The organism is Pseudoalteromonas umbrosa (genome assembly GCF_030125375.1).
GTDB lineage: Bacteria > Pseudomonadota > Gammaproteobacteria > Enterobacterales > Alteromonadaceae > Pseudoalteromonas > Pseudoalteromonas umbrosa.
In genome coordinates, this window is sequence record NZ_JASJUU010000009.1 from 127,881 (window position 1) to 149,436 (window position 21,556).

At 46.9% G+C, this 21,556-nt stretch carries 12 protein-coding genes; all 12 read left to right on the top strand.

The genetic code is table 11. From position 1 onward, the window contains the following. Nucleotides 1–11: 11 nt before the first annotated feature. The 12 genes from QNM16_RS23685 to QNM16_RS23740 all read left to right on the top strand — a co-directional run bounded on the left by QNM16_RS23685 (nucleotide 12) and on the right by QNM16_RS23740 (nucleotide 21,538). On the top strand, nucleotides 12–1,358 hold the full coding sequence (locus QNM16_RS23685; RefSeq protein WP_284022712.1) for a hypothetical protein: 1,347 nt from the start codon (nucleotides 12–14) through the stop codon (nucleotides 1,356–1,358). Between the two features lie 186 nt (nucleotides 1,359–1,544). Next, complete coding sequence (locus QNM16_RS23690; protein ID WP_284022713.1) at nucleotides 1,545–3,470, top strand: hypothetical protein; 1,926 nt, start codon at nucleotides 1,545–1,547, stop codon at nucleotides 3,468–3,470. 12 nt (nucleotides 3,471–3,482) lie between these two features. Beyond that, nucleotides 3,483–4,700, top strand: a complete 1,218-nt coding sequence (locus QNM16_RS23695; protein ID WP_284022714.1) for a hypothetical protein — start codon at nucleotides 3,483–3,485, stop codon at nucleotides 4,698–4,700. 211 nt (nucleotides 4,701–4,911) lie between these two features. Further along, nucleotides 4,912–15,084: a hypothetical protein gene (locus QNM16_RS23700; RefSeq protein ID WP_284022715.1), complete on the top strand. Its 10,173-nt coding sequence runs from the start codon at nucleotides 4,912–4,914 to the stop codon at nucleotides 15,082–15,084. A 157-nt stretch (nucleotides 15,085–15,241) separates the two neighbouring features. Further along, nucleotides 15,242–15,904 (top strand): hypothetical protein, encoded by a 663-nt coding sequence (locus QNM16_RS23705; RefSeq protein ID WP_284022716.1) that lies wholly within the window; start codon nucleotides 15,242–15,244, stop codon nucleotides 15,902–15,904. Between the two features lie 101 nt (nucleotides 15,905–16,005). Continuing rightward, entirely contained in the window at nucleotides 16,006–16,611 is a 606-nt protein-coding gene (locus QNM16_RS23710) for a hypothetical protein (RefSeq protein ID WP_284022717.1), read from the top strand. Nucleotides 16,612–16,875: 264 nt separating this feature from the next. Continuing rightward, on the top strand, nucleotides 16,876–17,316 hold the full coding sequence (locus tag QNM16_RS23715) for a chemotaxis protein CheW (RefSeq protein WP_284022718.1): 441 nt from the start codon (nucleotides 16,876–16,878) through the stop codon (nucleotides 17,314–17,316). Between the two features lie 3 nt (nucleotides 17,317–17,319). Further along, nucleotides 17,320–17,787, top strand: coding sequence for an Ig-like domain-containing protein (locus QNM16_RS23720; RefSeq protein WP_284022719.1), 468 nt, complete (start codon nucleotides 17,320–17,322; stop codon nucleotides 17,785–17,787). A gap of 45 nt (nucleotides 17,788–17,832) precedes the next feature. Next, nucleotides 17,833–18,567 (top strand): hypothetical protein, encoded by a 735-nt coding sequence (locus QNM16_RS23725; protein ID WP_284022720.1) that lies wholly within the window; start codon nucleotides 17,833–17,835, stop codon nucleotides 18,565–18,567. Continuing rightward, nucleotides 18,536–19,177, top strand: a complete 642-nt coding sequence (locus QNM16_RS23730) for a hypothetical protein (protein WP_284022721.1) — start codon at nucleotides 18,536–18,538, stop codon at nucleotides 19,175–19,177. Before QNM16_RS23725 ends, QNM16_RS23730 begins: the two co-directional genes overlap by 32 nt. 261 nt (nucleotides 19,178–19,438) lie before the next feature. Continuing rightward, nucleotides 19,439–19,609: a hypothetical protein gene (locus QNM16_RS23735; protein ID WP_284022722.1), complete on the top strand. Its 171-nt coding sequence runs from the start codon at nucleotides 19,439–19,441 to the stop codon at nucleotides 19,607–19,609. A 54-nt stretch (nucleotides 19,610–19,663) separates the two neighbouring features. Then, nucleotides 19,664–21,538: a phage tail sheath C-terminal domain-containing protein gene (locus QNM16_RS23740; RefSeq protein ID WP_284022723.1), complete on the top strand. Its 1,875-nt coding sequence runs from the start codon at nucleotides 19,664–19,666 to the stop codon at nucleotides 21,536–21,538. The last annotated feature ends 18 nt before the right edge of the window (nucleotides 21,539–21,556 follow it).

Sequence of the window (21,556 nt, forward strand, 5' to 3'; positions counted from 1 at the left end):
AGGATTGATACATGGCATTGAATATTAACGGTGACGTTTATACGTCAACTATGGCAGCGCCACTGACCAGTGGTGACTCGCAATTTTTAACAACGGTGACACGCGATGGTTTTACTGACGTGCGAGAAATGGTTGCCGATTGGATAGCACAGATGATCGCTGGCGGCTTCACTCAGGTGAACCGCACGCCGATCGATTTTAACCCTGAAAACCCGCAAAATATTGAAGCTGTGTTAGAAACAACTGACGCGGTCAACAATTTGCACGACGAAGAGCCATGGCGGATCCGCATCACAGCCGATAGTCAGTATACCTGTCAAATTCAGGTTGCTACGCCACTGCAATTAGGGGATGACTACGACGAAGCCATTCCAAACTTGCGTGGCTATACCTGTGGACACGTCGGCGAATCTCCGCACACAGTTCCACACAATTACCGTGACGTTGTGGTCATCGGTGCATCATCTGCGGTGAACTCGGTGAAAAACGCGCCACAGCCATCACATGGCTTCAACGTGAAAACACTCAACTTTGTTGATGTACGTGAATTCAACGGCATGCTACGCGCATACCCAATGAGTTACCGCCTATCGATCAGTAACCGTGGCTTTGTGTTCGCTTACTGGGTGGAGTCAGATGACCAATCAGCAGGCGACTCACCAACACAATCTTGGATCTGCGTACAGCGCCCAGTTGACCAAAAAACAGGGAACGCACTACAAGACCCAGATCCGCTAGGCAGCCGTAACCCCGTGTTTTGTATGTATGGAATTTACAACAAGCACATTTATGATTCATACGGTTACACAGCAGACCGCGACATTTATACCTATGATATGGACGGTCAGGTGCCAATCGGTATGGCATCGCCTGTGTCACTTTTGCCACTTTCAGGGATTGTACAAAAATTCACAGTGCGTGAAAAAGATGTACTTAAACCGACTTACCCAGAAGATGCGACACGCAACACCCGTGACTCAAACGCATGGTTAAATGAAGTGCAGCAGCAAACACGTGTCGAGTTTCGTGCCAGCTCAGAAACCACAAACCAAGGCAGCTTTGTATTGGCCGGTGCAAAATACGTGATTTTGTATCCAAATAGGCTCAATACTAAGCGTTTTCGTTACCAACACGACCTAGATATGATCGCCTACACCAGTAGTGATGTGATTGCACCGCAATTAACCATCAAGGTCAATGTTTACAATGAAGGTAACAAAGACAGCGAAGGCAAAGTCATGGAAAACCAAGCGCGCTATCGTAAATACACGGCGTTAACACCCAATAATTCGTACAACACGAATATGACGGTGTTAATGTTAACTGAGATAGACGCTGACGCGCCGCCACAGAATTAATCGCGGTCTAAAAAGCACACTGAAATGAAAGCGTCTGGCAATCACTCTGCTAGACGGCTTTCTTTAGATTTTTTGAAGTCTTCGTTGTACAATCGGATCTCATCCGTTGTACAATTTATAGAACACCTGAGATTTGCAACAACGCCGTATCTATGGTGCTGAGACTTAAGTAACGAGGAAATGAGAATGGCAGAATTCAAGCCGTATTCCGTCACCCGTGGCGGCTTTGCGACGCCAAGAGAACTGTTTATGTCTGTGGTTAAAGACTTAACAGGCTTTTACGATGGCGAAGATAACAATGCATTTGAGATCACATATCCAACAGATTATAGTGATTTAGACTTTAATGACCCGAACAATGCGGACAATGATGTCATCATTGTGCAAGCAACATCGAATGTAGATGCGTGTGTAGACGGCGTTGAAGCGAAACAACCTTGGGTGATCCGCTTTGACACACAAAAAGACATTGGTCACGGTATGGGCCATATCAATGTCACTACACCGCTACAAATTGACTGGACAAAACCTAGAGCGCCAGCAATACCATATATTCCACCCGATACTGCCTATATCGCTGACAAAGTCGACACAGAAGGTACCCTTGGATTTGTCGGCCACCGAAAAACCAATGATGCGTATAAAGAAAACGGCTTTATAAACCGTGCTATCTATCATACGAAAGTCACTCAAGTACAAAAAATTGATGATTTTGGTAACTTACTATGGAATCTAACGCCAATATCAGGTAATACCGGACCAGAGCAAAAGTGGGGCAGTCGAGGTATTATTCCAAAACCTGGTATGGATGAATTAGGCCGCGTTACCTACGAGATTAAGCTAAAGTGGTTTAAGATGCTCAATGCTGATGAAGTTGACTTAAACGCGGTATACCCAACATCGGGTAAGGTTACATCTCCACCTGCACAATCAGACTATGATCACATACTCAAGCAGCCGCTATACGAAGAAAAGCACTGTACTTTATATATTAGAAGTCAAAGCGGCTTAACCGATGCTGACATGTCTGGTCAGCGCTATCAGACATATAAAGTTGAAGGCGAACTACCACCGTCAATTAATGACGAAGCCATCGATGAAACACTACGCGATGAAAATGGTTTGGCACAGCAAGTAGCCTTTACCTATAAGGGCAGTTACCCAGAGCTGAATGGCTGGAAAATCGAAATTAAAGATCATGATGGTGGGAGATATACAGATGATTGGCGAGGTAAATTCATCCCTGACACAAATTTTGATGGCGTCTGGGGTTTCCAAGAATATGCAGTAAAGCAGCTGAAAGACTTTGTTCAAGGCAGAGATGACATCAATAACGTGGGTGTTGAAATCTATGATAATAGCCGTTATACATTATCACCTGTCACCAAATATGCTTTTGACGAGGACGGTGATGCACTAGACCCACGAGCCGGCGCACTGAACGTGCCATTGTCTTATGCATTAACGGTATCAGATCACGGCATTGTATTGGCAGTATGGGACCAAGCGGTTGACCAATATGAAACCAATGAAGGCCATAGATTCAGCTGGCTCAATATTCAGCGCCTAGTAGATAAAGACACAGGTGCGCCTTTAATTGACCAAAACAAGTCATTCTGTCCGCTGTTTTGCATGTATGGTGTCTACCATGAGAAGACACAAAATGCGATGTACTTTGTGGTACGCGAGTCTGACGTGCACAGACCTAGTGAAGAATTAACTGCCGGTGAAGATTCTCCAGATTCCAACGCTGTACTTAATACATATGAGCAAGTCGCAGTATCAGAAGACTACGAATATGTGATCACAGTACCGTCGGGCTTAACTACGCAACGTTATTTGTACTTAGAAGAAGCCGACCTGATCGGTTACACCTCTGCCGATGTGATCAGTAACGGGGCGCTGTCTGAGTTTGCGATGTACGACGAAGGCGTTTGCTCTGTAACAGGCCACAGCAACGAAGCAGCCTGCGTTGCCGGTGGCGGCGAATGGACATCGACAACCCGATTATACAAAGGCTTACCTTCTACCGGTAAGTTCAACACTGGCATGCGTATGTTAATGCGCTGGTATGGCGGCCGCCTTGGCACCATCAAAGATCAACAAATTTAATGAGGTGAGAAAATGTCAGTCGAAGTAAAAAGCTATGTTAACTATGGTTATAGTGACGTGCGCAACCTATTGTTTGATATTGCACGTTGGCTAGAAAAAGAGTGTGGCTGGGTAATCGAACACGAATTCCCAAATGCCGTAGATAAGTTTACAGCCCAAAGCGATTACTCGTTTTTAGCAAAGCCACTGGGTGATGCAACCAACTTATTCGAAAGAGAAGAAATCGCGCTGAAAATGTCTACCGAGACAATGCACCATGCAGATGGATACAGCTATCGTAACATCAATGTGCAAGTCACACCGATGATGCAGTGCGACTCAGAAAATGGCAATGTTATTGAAGACTCACGTGGCGTCACATCAGGCAATTTAGGCCCTGAAGATGAATATGAGTACGTTGAAAATAATATGCCAAAACGCGTTGAAAGTGGCGCAGGTGCGTTTTTTGATACCTCAGTGGTCAAAGGTCGTCTAAAAGCACACCCTGTATCTTGGCGCGGCGCGGTCACCGATTACGGTATTTTCTTGTGTGTTTGGTTAGAAGGTGATGAGCACCGTGATCCTCCAACGCAAAGTTGGTTTGTGGTGCAGCGCCCAGTTGACCAATCAAGTGGTGAGCCACTTCGTGACCCAGAGCCAGTAGGCAGCCGCAACCCGATTTTTGCACTGTATGGGATCAGTAACGAAGTCAATCAACGTACTCCACAGCGTCAGCAAGCATTTGAAACTTATGCAAATTCCAACAATGTACCTATTTCGGATGCAACGCAAAACGGTGCCATTTGTGTGAAGCGCTTTGTGGTCCGTGAAAAAGACGTCAACGCCCCGTCACGTCAACTTGATGCATGGCGCAATGGCCGCGATGCCAATGCCATCGTCAACTTACGCCAGCAACAGGCGCGTATCGAAATGCGTGATATCGGTGTTGCCAGTGTCGAAAAGGCCGGCTCGCGCTATGCTATCTTATTCCCATCTCGACTTAACACAGCAAGATTCCGCTTTAAGTCTGAAATGGACATGGTAGCGTTCACCTCAGCTGATGTGATCAGCTCAGGTCTGCCTGTCAACGTCCACGTGTACGGTGAAACATCACAAGATACGGGCGAAAAACTATATCGCCGCTATGTTGCGATCCAGCCGACTGGACCATACAACACACAGTTGATCATGCTACACCTTGTAGAAACAGGCATTCCAGAGTCTGTAATACAAAGTAAAGGTAAAAAATAACTAACCTCCTTACCTATGTTTAAAGCCCGCCAAGTGCGGGCTTTTTTATTGCTCTGCACTATGCAACACCCTAAAAATTCGACAGTCAAATCATTGTACAAAACTAGCTAGGTATGGCTTTGCCATGTACAATAGTATGTATATATGAGACAGAGAATGAGCCTAAAACCGCCTTTTTTAATGCGGCGATTTCATTGAGACGGTGACGAGTTTGAGCGTAAGAGATAGCATAGAACACCTGCAACTGCGGGCATTTGTGAACGAATTGGACCAAAAGTGGTCTTGGTGGTCGAGTAAAAAGACACAACTTGTTGCCCCTGTCATTCCCGACGACAGAGGCCTAGTCTACTTACACAACCAAACGGAAAATTATGTTGTGGCTGTGACGCCGATGCATCACGACCTAGTCTATGCAACTGAAATCGCGTCGCCTAAACGCGTGATTAGCGGTGTCTTAGACGGCAAAGAAGTGGTGATGGTACTGACAGAGCAAGGGCACATTGAAGTATTGAGCCCCACCCTCAAACATATTCAAACCGTCGAGCTATCAGATCCAGCCAGCGACCTAGTTTGGGCAGAGGATTTACTCTGGGTGGTTGGCCCAAATAATCATCATATCGATATTTTTTATGTCCAAAAAGGCATTGATGATAAGTTAGTGTTTGCCCCCTATCGATTTGTCGATGGCGTACATGACATTCGCCATGTAATGTGGCTTGCCTATTCGCGCAGTATTGTTGCCGTTGCACAGGATAAAGTCTATTTTATCTCATTTGACCATTTCACCGTCGAAGAAGTCCCACTACCCTTTGCCGTAGACCACACCTACGCGCACAATGCCTTAGTCCTCTTTTCCTCGCAAAACAGCGGCGAAGTGTATTGCTTAGATCTCGCCAACTCAGCCCTAGTCGACATCTACATTGTTGAAACCAATGAGCTTAACAGCGACCCTAAAATTGTCGAAAAAGTCGGATACTACGAGACTTGGCACGGTACATTTACCATCAATATGGTATCTATTTCAGAGCCGCTTGGAGAGACAACTTCAACGGTGATCCAGTCAATTGAAAAAAATAATGCCGCTAACAATAGTGAGCAACCTGAAACTGTGATCATGTTTGAAGAAAAAGCCGACTACTTTAAGCTGCAAAGCACCCATGATTGCGTCGGTGGGGAGCGCTACTTCAGCCAGCCCTTTAATTTAAACCATGATGGCGACCCGCTGTTAGTGGTCAGTGATGGCAGTGTCTTACATGTTGAAGATGAGCATGGCACAACCACCGCCACACAAGCCGCTTGGGTAACCAACGAAAATTTAAGGCTTGAGCGCCAATACAACACCATGGATGGCTTGCATTTTAGAAGCAGCTTGCATGTCTATGAACCCGTTGATGAAATCGTAATGTACGAATCTCTTGTCGGAGAAATGACAGGCATAGACTATCAGTTTGATGGTCAGAGCAATGCGCGCTTATTTTTATCCAATCCCACCGAAGCAGGCGGCTTTTGGGTGGGTAGCTTTGTGTCTGACATCATTAAGGTTGAGCCAACTCGGGTCATTCAAAACGTTGCCCCCTCGGTGTATTCGGTGATCCCAACTGGCACCTCTGTACTGACGGAGTTCCGCCTCCATTACCGCGATACTCAATCCAACCGCTCAGACTTTACCCCATGGCACACTGAGCCACCTACCATGCCCGAACATGGCCAAATTTTGGGATATCAAGTCCGCTGCTATATGTCCACTAACGACCCAGCAAAAACCCCTGAGGTTCCGAGCTTTGCCGTTGACCAAGTGCGTCATGAACGTATTACTAGCGGGTTTTGGGACACGTATCGAGTAAAACAATTACGTTCAAGTTCAGCCCGCAGCAACGCAGTAGCTGCACTAGGTGACGTTCACTCTACCCATGGGTTATACCAAAACAACGCGCAAAGTCATGATATGCGTGCAACACACATGGCCATGGATAAGCCAATTGACGCACCGCAACAACACTTTGCATTGGGCAGTACAGTTTCCGTGCGCACCATGGATGCGAACTACAACCTCATGCGTCAATCTGCACACTTTAAGCTAGGAAATATTGCCTTTGAAATACAGTCATCTCATACACGAAACTGGACACGTTCTACTTTTGCCTTTTTAGATCGACAATTGAGTTCAGGCCTACATAAAAATACCAATAGAGGACTACACAGTGCACAAGGCAGCTTGATAGACCCCATCATCAAAATGGCCATGCATGCCCGCAACTCTGCAAAGACACAGCAATTGGGGGCTGAGCAAATGCCAAGTGCTTCTGGCTTTGAAACAGATACAAGCTTTAGCCGCGCATTGCCACACGCACAGATGCAGTCAACCATTGCATCTCGCACATATCACAATGTGATGACCTATGCGGATGTGCAATATTTCCTAGGATTGAACGCCTTTGCTAGTCGATTAGCTAAGCAAACATGGCAATATGAGTTTATCTCGAATACCCTACATTTTGGCCATGAGGCAACTTATGGGGCAAGCTACCCGAGCCGCAGTGCTGCGGCACAAAACACCACCTATACCGGCGATAAGCGTGCTGTCATTGCGACCAATGAGCTCATTCAAGGTGCTCGATATACGACGCCTTTTCAAGCATTTGAGGGCCTACATGTGGCTGGAGTGTACTCGCGAAGAGATGTGCTCGGCTTTGATATACAGTATTACACGCCTACCCGTCGTCGCCTAGTATCTGGATTCGACTCGGTCAAGGCAGCTATCCAACAGACATCCGATTTTATCGGCAGCACTACTGCAACACCTGCACAATCAAATCGCGGTGAAACCGTATTGCAGTATCTACAGGCACAATATAAACAAACCAATCGTTTGGCGCTGGCACAACAGTACTTTTCATGGCGAGCAAAAGCCCCCTTCGCACAATCACCAGACGTGTATGCAAGCCACAGCGTATGGGCTGGAAAAGATGACATTGATAAATGGTTGGGTGCACCGGCCAGCAGTCACCGAACATTGAAATCAACACGTATCGGGGCCGCGGAACTACGCCATCTAGCACTGCAAGTGGGCGAAGCTTTATCACCTGCGCCCACAGCCAGCTTCTCGCTGGCCTCAAAAGAATCAGTTAAACTGCTGCTTACCAGCCGTGGGGCTGGGCTAGCTGAGCCTAATTTTGCTTATCCAGTGAGCGCTTATCACTTTACACCTAGCTTAAAGCAAAACTTTGCTAAATTAGGTACACTCTCTTTGCATCAAGCAAAAGGGTTACTTACTCTATTTAAAATGCCCTCTAATAAGTCACATATCGCGGACTACATCAGCTACCTTGTGACTAATCAAAATACGCTGAAAACACTTAAGCATACCATTCGCTATGCACTTGACCGCATCATGATGGAAGCGCCGCTTACCTTTGATTTCAATTTAACCGGTAGCACCACAGGTGCGCTTGCCGATACCATTTTAAACAGTCGTGGCCTAAGTGCCTCCTCGCGCGTTGAGCCAATGGCTGGGATTAATGGACCAAAAACATCCGCGCCAGCACAGCCCCTAGACCCAGCTATTGTAGGCAATACTTCAGAGACTAGCCGTATTAACCTGCTACTACAGCAAGGGGGCAGCAGTCCTCAAGCACAGCAGGTGCCATTTTATCAGGTCAAAGGTTCCAATGACTTTACCGATCTTTTCTATGAGGTATTATCCAGCTGGTCGATTGAATCTGATGTTGACAAAATCAGCTTCGCCAAAGCCTTATTGTCAGCTGATGGGGCTGATGACATGCGCTTTGTGATGTCACGGATCAACAACGCCGCATCCGAAGTCATCAAACTGGTGATCGAAAACAGAGAAATTCCAGCCGCACAACTGGTTAAATTTTTAACCGCAGCATACTTAACCAGCAGCTTGCCGGATAATGTCGATCTCAACATGGCCCCCGCTCAATCATATTCAACGGCCCTTGAGATGCTATATAAAACCTTATTACGCTCATCTTACGCTGACGATATGGGTTTTACTTCTGATCAACAAGGGTTGCTGGTATCTATTGTTGCGTTGCGACTATTTCGCGAAGCTGCGACAGCTTTTCAGCAGTCAATATTTGATATCACGTCGAGCACAACCACGATCCAAGCATCCAAAGTAAATTACCTGATGCGATCTGGGGCACAGTGGTACGCCGGTGATGAATTAACCATGAGCAATAAAGTCTATGTGTCAACACTGGCAAAAGCGCAGCAATTGGCTTACACCAACCATACGATCAAAAAATTTGTCTCCGATATTGAGATTAGCGGTGTCACAAGTCTAATAGCAAGTCGTGCACGAGTCGTACCATTTGCACTCACGCGGATGTCTTCAGATGACAGTACAGTAAGGCTCAATAAGCTTGCCAGTGGGCACTTTCAGGTCAGCACTTTGAGTTTTACTTTGCCAAAACCACGTTCTTCGCAAATTGACGTGGTCCCGTTTGCATTGGGTGAAACCAAAACACACAGTAATAGCATTGCACTGCGCATAAACTCTGGGTTCTCTGCGCCGATCAACATACTGACTTGGTCTGTCAGCCCCTACATGCATAGCTTGATCAGCAAAGTTAAATTTGATGTGCGTGCCTTTATGGGTTCAAACAAAGGCGCGGTCACACTCACGACACGTAAAGACATCTTGGGTGCCAGCGCAAATCAAGCGCAAACCTTTACTTTGACCTCTTCATTTAGCAGTTTACAAAACAGAGCCAAGCTGCAAATTGAACAAGGCCCCACTCGCACATTTGCACAGCATATGTTTGCCCTAACCGGCCAATTCAAATCCACCCTGCCCAAAGCCATTGGCATGGATGTAGTGGCAGGCAGAACCGACTACGAAGCCTTGATAAAGCTCATCAATACACCGGCGATGATCACATCAAAAGCCAAGCCAATTGAGATGTCCAAGTCGCTTAACTCTCCGTTAACCGATCAACTCAATATGGTGATTGATGCGGGCTTAAAGCGCTTATTTGGCGAGCATTTCAGTGCTCCAGAAACAGCCCTTCATGCGGAAATTTCTCAACTCAAAATTGGCCGACAAGCAGCCACTCAACTCAATTCTGAGGCGCTGTACTACAATGCCAATGACTGGTTTGGGAGCAAGCAATCACAGATGGTTGACTGGGCGTTTTCGCATCTCAATGCAATACCAAAATCGGTGTTTACACGCATGGACAAAAACCATGCAACCATTTCTGAATTAATGAATTTTAAGTTAGATGATGTCGGCTTAAAACTCAATGACCTTATCCAGTTAGTCAGCGCCAAATCACTCTCCACACAGGGTGATGACAAGCCATTTACTAAAGCAAATTGGTCGGCCTCTACTTTACAAACTCGCGCGGGACTAGCCCGTACAGGACTGTCAAAACAAGCCATCCACTTTATTATGCAAGATGGTATGACACGTAAAAGCGCAGCGGCCATTTCATTGTCTACTCAGCCCGCTGTAAAATATTGGGTAGACCGCATTGACATGGCAAGCTACAAAGCCAACTCGCGAGCCCAAGCGACAGCGCAAACCGTAAAAAGCACGGCGTTACAAAGTCAACTAACTGAGCAAGCCATCGTATATCAGACACTGCGCCGTACCATAGAAAACCAAGTCGTGACCAGCATCGCCATGTCACCTGATACCACAGTAGATGGACTTGCATACACCAAAATTGCAGGGGTTCAGACGCACTATTTAGGCCAAATGCACACCTCAGTGGCCAAGCAAGTGCAAACCAAAACTAAGCAGATAAACCCAATAAGAATGACTGGGTATGCCACTGAACTGAGTAATCGCATACTCCATGCCCGAGACCAATATTTACTGCGTGAAATAGAAACCCGCTATCACAAGCAAAGTACACTCAATGTTGCCGAGCAAGGGGTATTATTTAACTTCTTAGCTGGTCATCGCATTACCCAACGTATCGACCTGCATATGGCACGCAGTCAAGCCGTTGCTCAGCAATTAAGTGCGTTTATGCACCGTGAGTCACCGTTTAGCAGCGCACTTAATAATGTTGCTATGCTGGTAGCAAATCCACATAGTATCGCATTGAAGCATATTGAATCTGTGGTGATCCGCTGGTCAAATTACCTAAGCGACATGACAGGTGCGAACCTCACGGTTAACACCATGGAAGCAGCCGTTGAGCTGATCCGTGTATCAACTGAAAACCTGCATAAAATTGATGCCAATGCGCGTATCTTTGGCAGTGAGTTTACACTGGCCGATGTTACCATGCAGATCATGCAACCGCTTATCAAATTGCATGCAACTTTACTGGTTAAAGAAGGCCACTTAAATCATCCGCTACTTCACGTTATTGGCTACAAACTACTCAATGGGTTTAAGCCTAGGTTTCAAACCACGGCACTGCAAAAAGCCCTCGATATGCGTCTATCACTGGTTTCAACCAAAACAGCAAAAGCCTCCTCCGAGCGTTACAAGCAGGCAAAAGTAAACATGTACACCGATGCCCTTGGACGCCACATGCAAATGAAAAAAGTCAACATTCATACGCATTCTCAGGGACTAACGTTACACACCACCTACATGGCTCATTTACAGCCAAATGCACTGACTTTAGTAAGGAATGATTTCCATGTTGAAGGGTCATTGCAACTGATCAATGGCCGTAAAGCACAGCTGCGCAATGTCACGCAAATGATCCCATTAACCCCGTGGTCTCATGTCGATTCAATGCGCCTAAAAAGTGTCGCGATGAAAGTAGTCAGACGTAACGTTGATTTGCAACATATCCAATTTGAAGAGTTAACAGATTTCAGCCATGTGCTGTCACCAAAGGCAGACTATTGGTTCCCTAAATTCCGCCATATATTCCCCCATGGACTACCAAACTGGTTGCAAGACTATGGACATTTATCTCTGGGCTTGCGCAACAGTGCAGTGAACAAACACTATCAGCAAGATCTCAGCAATGATTTAAATACCTTCATGATAGATCAGGCAAAACAACAAAGTTCAGGGGCCATCAAAGCAGATCAGATAGACATACGTCAGCTGGAGAATAATCACACAGAGGTGCAGATCACAGATAGGCAATGGCTCAAGTCACAAACTGTTTTACCTAATGTTGAGTCTGGGCGTTACTTACAGACACATGGCTTATCCGCTCCGGTTATTCGGGTACTCGGTGATGCATGGACTAAAATGCTTAATCAAGTAAATATGGTCGAGGCAGGTGAGTACCGCCAGTCAGCAACCCCAGCCGCTTTGACCATCAGTAAGCAAAGCGACGCGTGGCGCAACATATCAACTCACGCACTGGGCATAGATGCCAGCCGATACCACCAAGCTTTACCAGTGGCACACACTGACGTTGAATTGGTCGGTGAAAACTGGGTTAAAATGCGTCAAAAAGTCGATCTCATTCATGCTGGCCGCTATCATCAATTGCATGTTCCGCGCACCGTTTCAGTACATATCAACGCGGACAATTGGCTTACAGCAGGTGAGCATGTCGATTTATTAGGCCATGGACACTATTACCAATTGCAAGATCCAAGCGGGCCAATTATGCGCCTTGTAAAAGATGACTGGGTGGCGGAAGCTCCTCATAGTAACCTAGCTTCTGGTCAATATCATACCCTGAGAAAGCCCAGCGCCGTGTCAGTACATCGAGTCGGTGATGCGTGGACAAAAGCACGCGATGATGTTGATTTCAGCAGCCTTGTTCAGCACTTCTTGCAATTAGATGAGCAAACCGGGTTTGCCTCTGGGCCAGCGGCACAGATTAAAGCCCACGAGCACAAAGTGAGTAGCAGTACACACTACCATCAAACCGCGTCTTTCTCTGGGTTTGATGTGAAAATGACAGGAAAGTCCTGGATTGAAGTCTTAAAACAGGTGGCATTAGCAATCAACACCAGCCACTACCTTCCAATATCAAAAGCCACTGTACCTCAGGTGAGTAAAACAGCAGCTGATTGGCGTCAAATGACGCATACTTTAGAGTCCGCGTTTAGTTACCGCCATTACCATCAGCTCGACGACCCATCTAGCGCACCGGTGCGCATTCTCGACAACGCATGGGTACAGGCCGTCATCAAGGATACAGCGATTAGCTTCCGTCCGTACCGACAAGCCATTTTACCTGTGCCACCGTCACTCAGAGTATCTACTATGGCATGGGCGCAGTTTCTGCATCAGGTGGATATTGCAGCACCTCATGCGCATTTTGCGCAGCAGGTGACCAGTGATAGATTACCAGTCAAGGTTGAAGCGGATCGTTGGTCTGTGCTGTACACTTCCACCCTTAACAATGCCACGCAGCCTAATTGGGCTCAGTCATTTGCAAGCCTCAGTGCAACAGCCATTGATACGCTGCAAATGCGCCTCAGTGCAGTGGCCGTTCATAGGCGCTATGACCAAGCTAAAGCATTAGGAACAGAGGTGAAAGTTGATGATGTGATCACCTTGTATAACATCCGTGCTATGGATCATGTCGACAGGCATTTTATTCGCATCAAACCTGAGCTGATGCAGCAAACTCAGGACTTCCATAAGCTGCAAAGTTTTGAGATATTCTCGCATCGCTTAACCTTTGAACAACTGCAACTGCTTAGTACGCCTTTATCAGACGCGGCATATATCCAACTGCGCGAAAGCCGCTACATGACACGCAAGATTGATTACCGTCAAACACGCTTGTCCAGCATGTCGACTTCAACAGACATCAAAAAGCATATTGTTCCGAATATTAGTCCTACTAAAACACGCTACAGCCTAGCGTTGCCGTTAGGCGTGCCTGCGGGTCACAGCGCAGAAAAAACCTATACGCCAATTAGAAATATCACCTCAACTGAGTTTTGGCTGGCACTGCGCCGAGATGGACGCGGGTATAACTTGATCAACCGCCGTCCTATTGGACTCAAAGACATCAAGCCGCAATCTGAGGTTCGCGTTACCGATATGAAGCGCATAAATCCTCAAAATGTGTCGAGTATCGGTAAAAAAATCGAAATCGTGCTGCGAAAAACCATTAATAAGATAGCGGATAAGCTTGATTTTGAGCGTCTCGCCGCGCCCAGTGAGAGCCAAGCGTACCAGCAGTGGATGGCAGACTTATCCGAGTTTGCACTTAATCGATGGGATTACCAACAACAGCGTGTTGCTTTGTCAACCAAAGACCATGACGAGGTCATTCGTATCATGCGCGACAGCTGGTTTGGCAATCAATGGTATGCACAAAAACCACAGAGTATGACGGAGTTTTACCACACGTTACGACAAGCGCTTGAATCAGACTCGGATATTTTTAACAGCTATAAGCAGACCTTGCACAATGACAGCGCCCTATATAACAAGCTGGTGCAGTCTAACCTGGTCTCACCAGACGTGTATAACGCATTATTACAAGCTGGCTTAAGCACCACCCAAGCCGATATGTTTTTTGCTCAAGCGAAAGAGGTCTCTAAAGCCCATTATATGCGCCTGAAACAATATCAACTTGGTGATAACGCCCTGTATCAGACCTACCCACAAGGCAATGTGAGCCAAAGCGCCCAATTTGCAGCACAGGTGCAAACACAGCTTGGCGATCAGGAAATGTTTAACAAACTGGTGTCAGAGCAAGACAGCGCCCAGCGAGTAGACAGCATGTATGAGCAATACCAACAAGGGCTTGCCTCTTTATACAAGATGCTTACAGCTATGGGGTTAAGCGATGTGCAAATTGACAATGCCTATCGACAAGCCGCTGGCGGCAAAGACCTAGGTGGCATTATTCACTCTAAATACGCCAGCTACCAAGACATGGTCAATGCAGTGGGACAAGCCTATGAGCAATACTTATTAAGCGATCCGGTGGCCAACATGCATTACAAGATGATGAAGCCGCAAGACGTGACCAAATACGCGACCATTGCCGATGCGCAGCTGGGTGCCATGGACATCATCGACCGCTATAAGCAGACTAACCTTGCTCATTCGGATCAACTCTTCATTGAATATGCGGTGGATATGGCAACGGTTCTAGACAGCATAGATTACTCGCTACTCAAACCGCTGCCATTCCATGACCGTGTCGATGTGAACTTACCCATCAAGTTCCGCAGTGAAGATTTCCGCCGCTATAAGGCAGGTATTGTGCAAATTGACTTGATGCAATGGCTACGGGATTTACGGACTGAGTACCGTGAAGAGCTCATCGCCAAAATTCAGTCAGGTGAAGCGCGCGGTAGTTATTCACCACGGGCAGCCATGACCGAAGCGATCCGCAACGGCGTCGTTGAACCCATCTTATATCGTGATCCGATAGATGGTAGCTGGTTATACCGTCGCTATACCTTGGGCGACTCGGAATATAACTACATTATTTGGGGTAACATCAGCTAAGTCACCCGTACAAGGGGTTTCCCCTTGTACAACCCTTTGAATATTTAACCTAATGAAATAAAGCGACATTATAGATAGACACCTGCTTATTTAGTAAAATTTATTTGAATCTAACGACGACAACCTACCGCGTAATGCGGCCGATAAGGTATTAATAATGAGACCTAAGAGAACAACTGAGTGTACCGCAGAGCTCAACCTGCACCAGCAAGATATATCACCAACCTACTCACGTGCTGAGTGCATTTTGCAGCGCTTTCATACACCTGAGCACCATGTAGATGAAGCTGAAGTACTTGCGCAATTCGGGTTTGGCAAAGAAGCGGGTGTCTTATATGAAATGGGCAAAGGTAAGATCCAAGCCGCTAAAAAAAGCGTTGCCAAAGAAACCAAACCAGCCCTTTCTCATGTCTTAAAAGTCTTGATATACCAAGATCCGCTCAATCTGCCAAAGCACCTTAACGACATAGGTAAATGGCTCGAAAACGCAGCTCGCGTTAGCAATACCAAGGGGTGGACAGAAGACTTTTGGTACGAGGCGTTATTGATATGGCCGCTTGGTGCTGAAAGGCAGTCCTATGACAGCGACATATCCTTATCTGATGTTGACAAATTTGTGCGCAAAGAACATGGCTCATCTTATAAAAACTTACCGAGAAGATTAGACAAGGGCGATTTAATCCCTCTGCTTACCAGCATATATGAAAAATTAGCTTTCGATATCGCCAACGGGAATTTTAATCGTCGGGCCATTTCTCAATATTTTGACCTATCAAAAGCTGAGCGCACCGTGATTAAGCACAGCGCTAAGACCATTTAATCTGATGGGGGCCCACGCCTCCTCCCCCAACTCAGATACCTCGACCGGCGCCAATAGCCATTGACCTAACAACCTGCCCCAGATAGGATAAAGTTAACGTATTGAATTATCTACCTATGGCAGAAAAGGACATGGCACTCCCTTATACTCTGGACGACATTCGCCCTCCTAACGAAAATGACATCGTCAATAACTTTGATTTTGGGGATGAAGTCGGCGAGCTTTACTATCAAACCCTGCGGGAAATGCATATCGCTAGGCATCAAGTGGCCTGCAAAAGTCATGCGTCACTGACACCGGCACTGCAAGTGCTAATGTATGATGACCCTGCCAATTTAGCAGCGAGGCTGCAACGTATCGGCGACAGCATCGCCGATGCCGCCGAGACCGAAAATACCGATAAGTGGCGCTCTCGTGCGTGGTATCAAGGGATGGCATTGGCGCATTTTAAAAGACCTGATGGCAACCTAGCTATAGCCATTACCGTGCCATGTTTTGACTTATTAATCGCGTCGAAGCAGGCTGAACTTGACGCAACATTGATGGGCCGAAGAAATAAAAATGAACTTGTTACAGGGTTTATGGGAGCCTACTCAAAAATGGCCAAAGCCCTCAGTTCAGGGACATTTGATAAGCATAATGTTGCACAATACTTTGATCTAGCCGACGAAGAACTAAACATGTTAAAAGGAAATCAAACCATTTAATATGAATAAACCGCACAAGGACATGGCACTCCCTTATATTCTAGACGATATCTGCGCGTTAAAACCGCTTGTCTATAGATGTAAACAGGGGCAAACAAGGTAATTGCTCCATTGTGCTCAACTCCCCCTCAACTACCCTGCCCAAAACACATACCTCATTGCATGAGTCGAGACAGCTCATGACAACCACAGCCGGATACCTTAAACTAGATACTTAACTAAATTGAGACACGTGGTCTAGCAGACCACAAATAAGAGGTAGGCATGGTGCGCACTGTCGACCAACAAGCACAATGGCTATCACTGAAGATAGGCCATGAAGATTTTGCGATCAATGTACAATATATTCGTGAACTGATCCCAAGACAAACGGTCACGGCACGCAACCTGACTGATCAGAGCATTGAGGGCTTTACCTACTTTCGAGATCAGGTATTAAGTGTGATCAATGGCGTCATTAAATTGGGAGTCGATTATCCGCGCTCACAGGCAGATGAAGGCGGGCTTTTTGTGATCTTTGATGTCAGTCCACAGCCATTTGCACTGTCAGTCACCGCTGTTGGCAATATATTTGAACTGTCGCCGCGCGATATTGCGCCTTATTCAGTCAGCAATAACCCAGCCATCACGGGTGTGGCACGCCGCACATGTGGCGGCCTCATGCTGGTGCTTGACCCCACAAAATTAATTGAACTGAGAGAGTAGCTTATGTTGACCATGTTTGCGCCGGTTGAGCCAAACCGACGTCCAGCTTATGTGCGAATTTTCGACCCCTATCTAACCGCCATCAAGAAAAACCAAGAGGTGTGGTTTTCATTTTTAGATCACACCAAGGATTCACGCTTTACCCCAGGTAGTTCATGGCTGCACCGCCAAATTGAGTACTGGTCTTACAGCTATCAGCGCACATACTATGATTTGCACTTTATTGACCAAAAAGAACTAGAGAAAGACTTTTCAGAAAAGTTTCGTTGTTCATTTGAAGTAGTGCGAACGCCAGAATTCGGGACTTTGCGCGTTGAGGAATTCATGCCCATGTACGACAGGCTCAGCTACACTCCCGCCATAGGCTACGAAGGGCAAGACAGTTTCACTGTGCGTCCAATCGTACCGCGACGAGGCTTCACGGGGCACCCGTTTACGTTTAAAATACAAATAGGGAACGAAAATACCTAACTGTGAGCCTGAGACTTAGAAACTTTATTTAGGAGTACTACTTTTATGTTGTACAACGCAATAGAGGGGGCTGTTGCTGGCTGGAGTCGCAATAGTCTTCCTGTCTTGATCAAACTGTTTGGGGTCCCCGTCACCGTCAAGCGTCAAGTGGCCATCGAGCAAGACGCAGATGCAGCGCCGTCACTCGACCTTAAGGCAGACATTGTCCAAGCACCAGAGCCAGAGCCAGAGCCAGAGCCAGAGCCAGAGCCAGAGCCAGAGCCAGAGCCAGAGCCAGAGCCAGAAAAAGCGTACACGCCACCGGTGCCCAGTGCACCAGCGGGGTTTATGGGCAGCTTATACGGCGGCGCGATTTCACTTTCATCGCCCACAGCACAACCGACACCAGATCCAACCCCTGAACCTGCTCCCGAGCCAGCTCCCGTTGAAGAAGTCACGGTACAAGCTGCTATCGAGGAAGTGTATGGCGCAATGGCCGGTGAGCTCAGCGTTACATCGGAATCAACACAGTACCGTGAAGAGACCTTTGAAACCATTATTATCCCGCCTAGGCGTGATTGGGTCGCCGCGGGAACACATAACATCGGCGGGTTTGAAGCGGTGGAAGTTTTTTCTAATAACGACCTATTGCCTGATGACAAGCTCACTTTTACACGAGCTGATGGTGCCGTATTTAGATACCGAGTGCTACATGAAAAAACCTTGGGGATCACCGAAGAGCTACTGACAAAAACGTACCTGACGCCAATTGAAGAAGAGGAAAGCCATGGCCGCAAATAAAATTGATATTTACTCAACGCCCTCTATGGTGGTGTGGCGCTTATTGCAAGAACTGGGCGGTCATTTGCCTAATGCAACGGCCCTGTACCAGCCGAACTTGAGCTATCGCGATGGCCTTGAGTCATTGCGGGCGCAAAACGAGAAGAAGCAAATTGTCGACCCCTCGGCCCTGCCCTTATTACTCTTTAACCGCAGTACGCTCAGAAGCAGTGAAATTTATGCTCGGCGCACTAGCCATCGCGTGCTTCACCCCAAAGGAGATGCTATGGAGCAAGTTAAAGTGCTGCTGGGAGAGTTTGATTTCCGTTTTTTATATGTCACCACTCAAATGGAAGAACTTGAACGCTTTGAAATGCTCTATACCACCAGCTCTGCGGTGAAAAATGAAAAACGCTTTGAAGTGCACATTCCCGAGTTAGACGACACCCTCGAATACAAGGTACAGTGGGAGTCGTTACAAGACTTTGAACTGTCCATCGAAGACGGTTACTACAAAACAATCGGTGCACAAGCCAAAGTCAGCGGTGCATTCGTCGTATCAACCGGCACTAAGATTGCCCAAATACAGAACATTTTCACCGGAGGCGCTGTGCAGCTGCATATCCAATAAGCTGCCGCCCACCGAATTAGCACCATAGGTTGCATCGCGAACCCAGTTATTTTGAATTTGATGAAAATACACGCTAGCAACCCGATTGAAATTTGTTGTACAATTATTTAAACAACCCCAACTTTTTTCGGGGGTTGTTTATCGGTGCACGAACTGCGCCCATCGAGACCTGAGCTATGTGATCTGAGTAAGCAGTCTAGGCACTGCGCCGTCGCGCAATCGCGACCTTATTTTACTTTATGTTTATTGGAGCATAGCATTATGGCTAAAAAATCAGCTACACCTAAACTGGTGACGCTTGTGTCCACTCTTGACCACCCAGTGACTATTTCATACGACGGCGAAGCGCTTATCTTAGCACCTCGTGACAAAGTAAAGTCTATCGAGCCATCAAAGCTTGGGGCATTACCTAAAGGCGTTCGCGCCAAGTAACCACCGTTGTATAACGATATAACTATCTGACTTAATCAAGTGGAGACTTCCTAGATGTCATCAGCACAAGTAATTTTAAAAGAAATCGACCTTTCCCAGCGCGTTGGCGGTGGTCCAGGTATTTATGCTGCGGTACTAATTCCGCGCGCAGAGCGTGGCGCATTAGAGCCACAGCTAGCAACTAACGAAAACATGTTTCTAAACCGCTATACAATCGATAACAAGATTAAAATCGGTTTTGATAACGCCTATTTCTCAGCACTGACATATCTTGGTGGTGCCGATAAACTTTGGGTTCGCCGAGTATTAGGCGACGGTGCTAAATTTTCAGCAGCGGCAGTTGGCCAAATTGGCGAAGAAGCGGCAACAGCACCGATTAGCGCAGGTTTTGAAGCACTAGACGCTGTTGAAGCAGACGACAAAGAAGCATTTATCATCACATCGGCCGATCAAGGTGAATGGGGTGATCGTGTTCGCATTCAAGTACATAACTTCCGCCAAGTCGAGACAGTTACTTTTAACTTAGTAGACAATGGCGAAGGCCAAATGATCCCAACTGGCAGCCTAAGTGCAACGCAAACTTGGAGCACAGGCAGTGTGGTTCGTTTTAGTGTTGTTAAGCAAGACGGCAGCACAGGCGCGCTACCAACAGGTATCGAAGCGGATACGGCCTATTGGGTTACACGCGACGGTAGCGGCGATTTATGGCTATCTGAGTCAGAAGAGAAAATGGCTAACAATGAGTACATTGCACTTGCTGACCAAGGCGATGGCGACATCAAGATGTCTCTGTTCCGCCAAATCGCAAAAACGCCAAATACGTTCGAACTGCAAGTTTACCTTGATAACGAGCGTGACCCTCGTGAGTCATTCACTTGTTCACTAGATGAAAGCGGCGTTGACGGCTTTAACCGTAACATCTTCATCGAAAACCAAGTACAGGGTTCTGACTACATTCGCGCTTTTGTAAACCCATTCTACACAGGTGAACCTGCGGACGTATTCGAAGGTCAACACTTGGCAGGCGGTGACTTAGGTGGCCCAGTAATGGCTGGTCATATGCAAGCCGCGTTGAAAGAGTTAGAAAACTCAGACAGCTACCCTGTAACAATTTTGATGGACGGCGGTTACACAATCCCTTCATATCAAAAATCGTTACTGGCATTGGCTGAAAAGCGTAAAGACTGTTTCGCAATGCTATCAACACCTTACAGCGCAGAGTCTTCAAGTTCATACCTGAATGAAATCAAAGACTACCGCAACCTAGTACTCAATGCTAACAGCTCTTACGGCGCACTATACAGCCCGCACTGTAAGATTTACGACAAGTTCAATAACCGCAGTGTCTATGTTTCTCCTGAAGCGTACGCAGCGTTAGCGCTGAGCAATACAGCGATGAACTCTGAAGTATGGTATCCAGCAGCAGGTCTTAATCGCGGTGTGATTAAAGTGCTTGATGCACGCCGTCGCTTCGATAAAGGCGAGATGGACTTATTATACGATGCAGGCATTAACCCAATCCGCTTTGCAGCGGGTAAAGGTGTCTTGATCTGGGGTCAAAAGACCTTGTCATCCGTACCGAGTGCGCTTGACCGTATCAACGTACGCATGATGTTGATCACCATCGAACCGGCGATCCGCGACGCATTGGAAGGCTTCTTATTCGAGCTGAACGATCCATCAACACGCTCTATTGCCTCAATGATGGTCAGTTCATACATGAACAACATTAAAGCACGCCGCGGTGTGACAGACTTTAAAGTGGTTTGTGATGAAACAAACAACTCGGATGCCGACGTTGACGCAGGTCGCATGAACCTGTGGTTATTCGTTAAACCGACACGCTCGGTGGAATACATCCCGTTCACGACGGCTATCTTGCCGACGGGTCTGGATTTCGGCCTAGCTGAGCAGCTACTTGGCGCCTAACGGCGCTTTGCGTAGTAA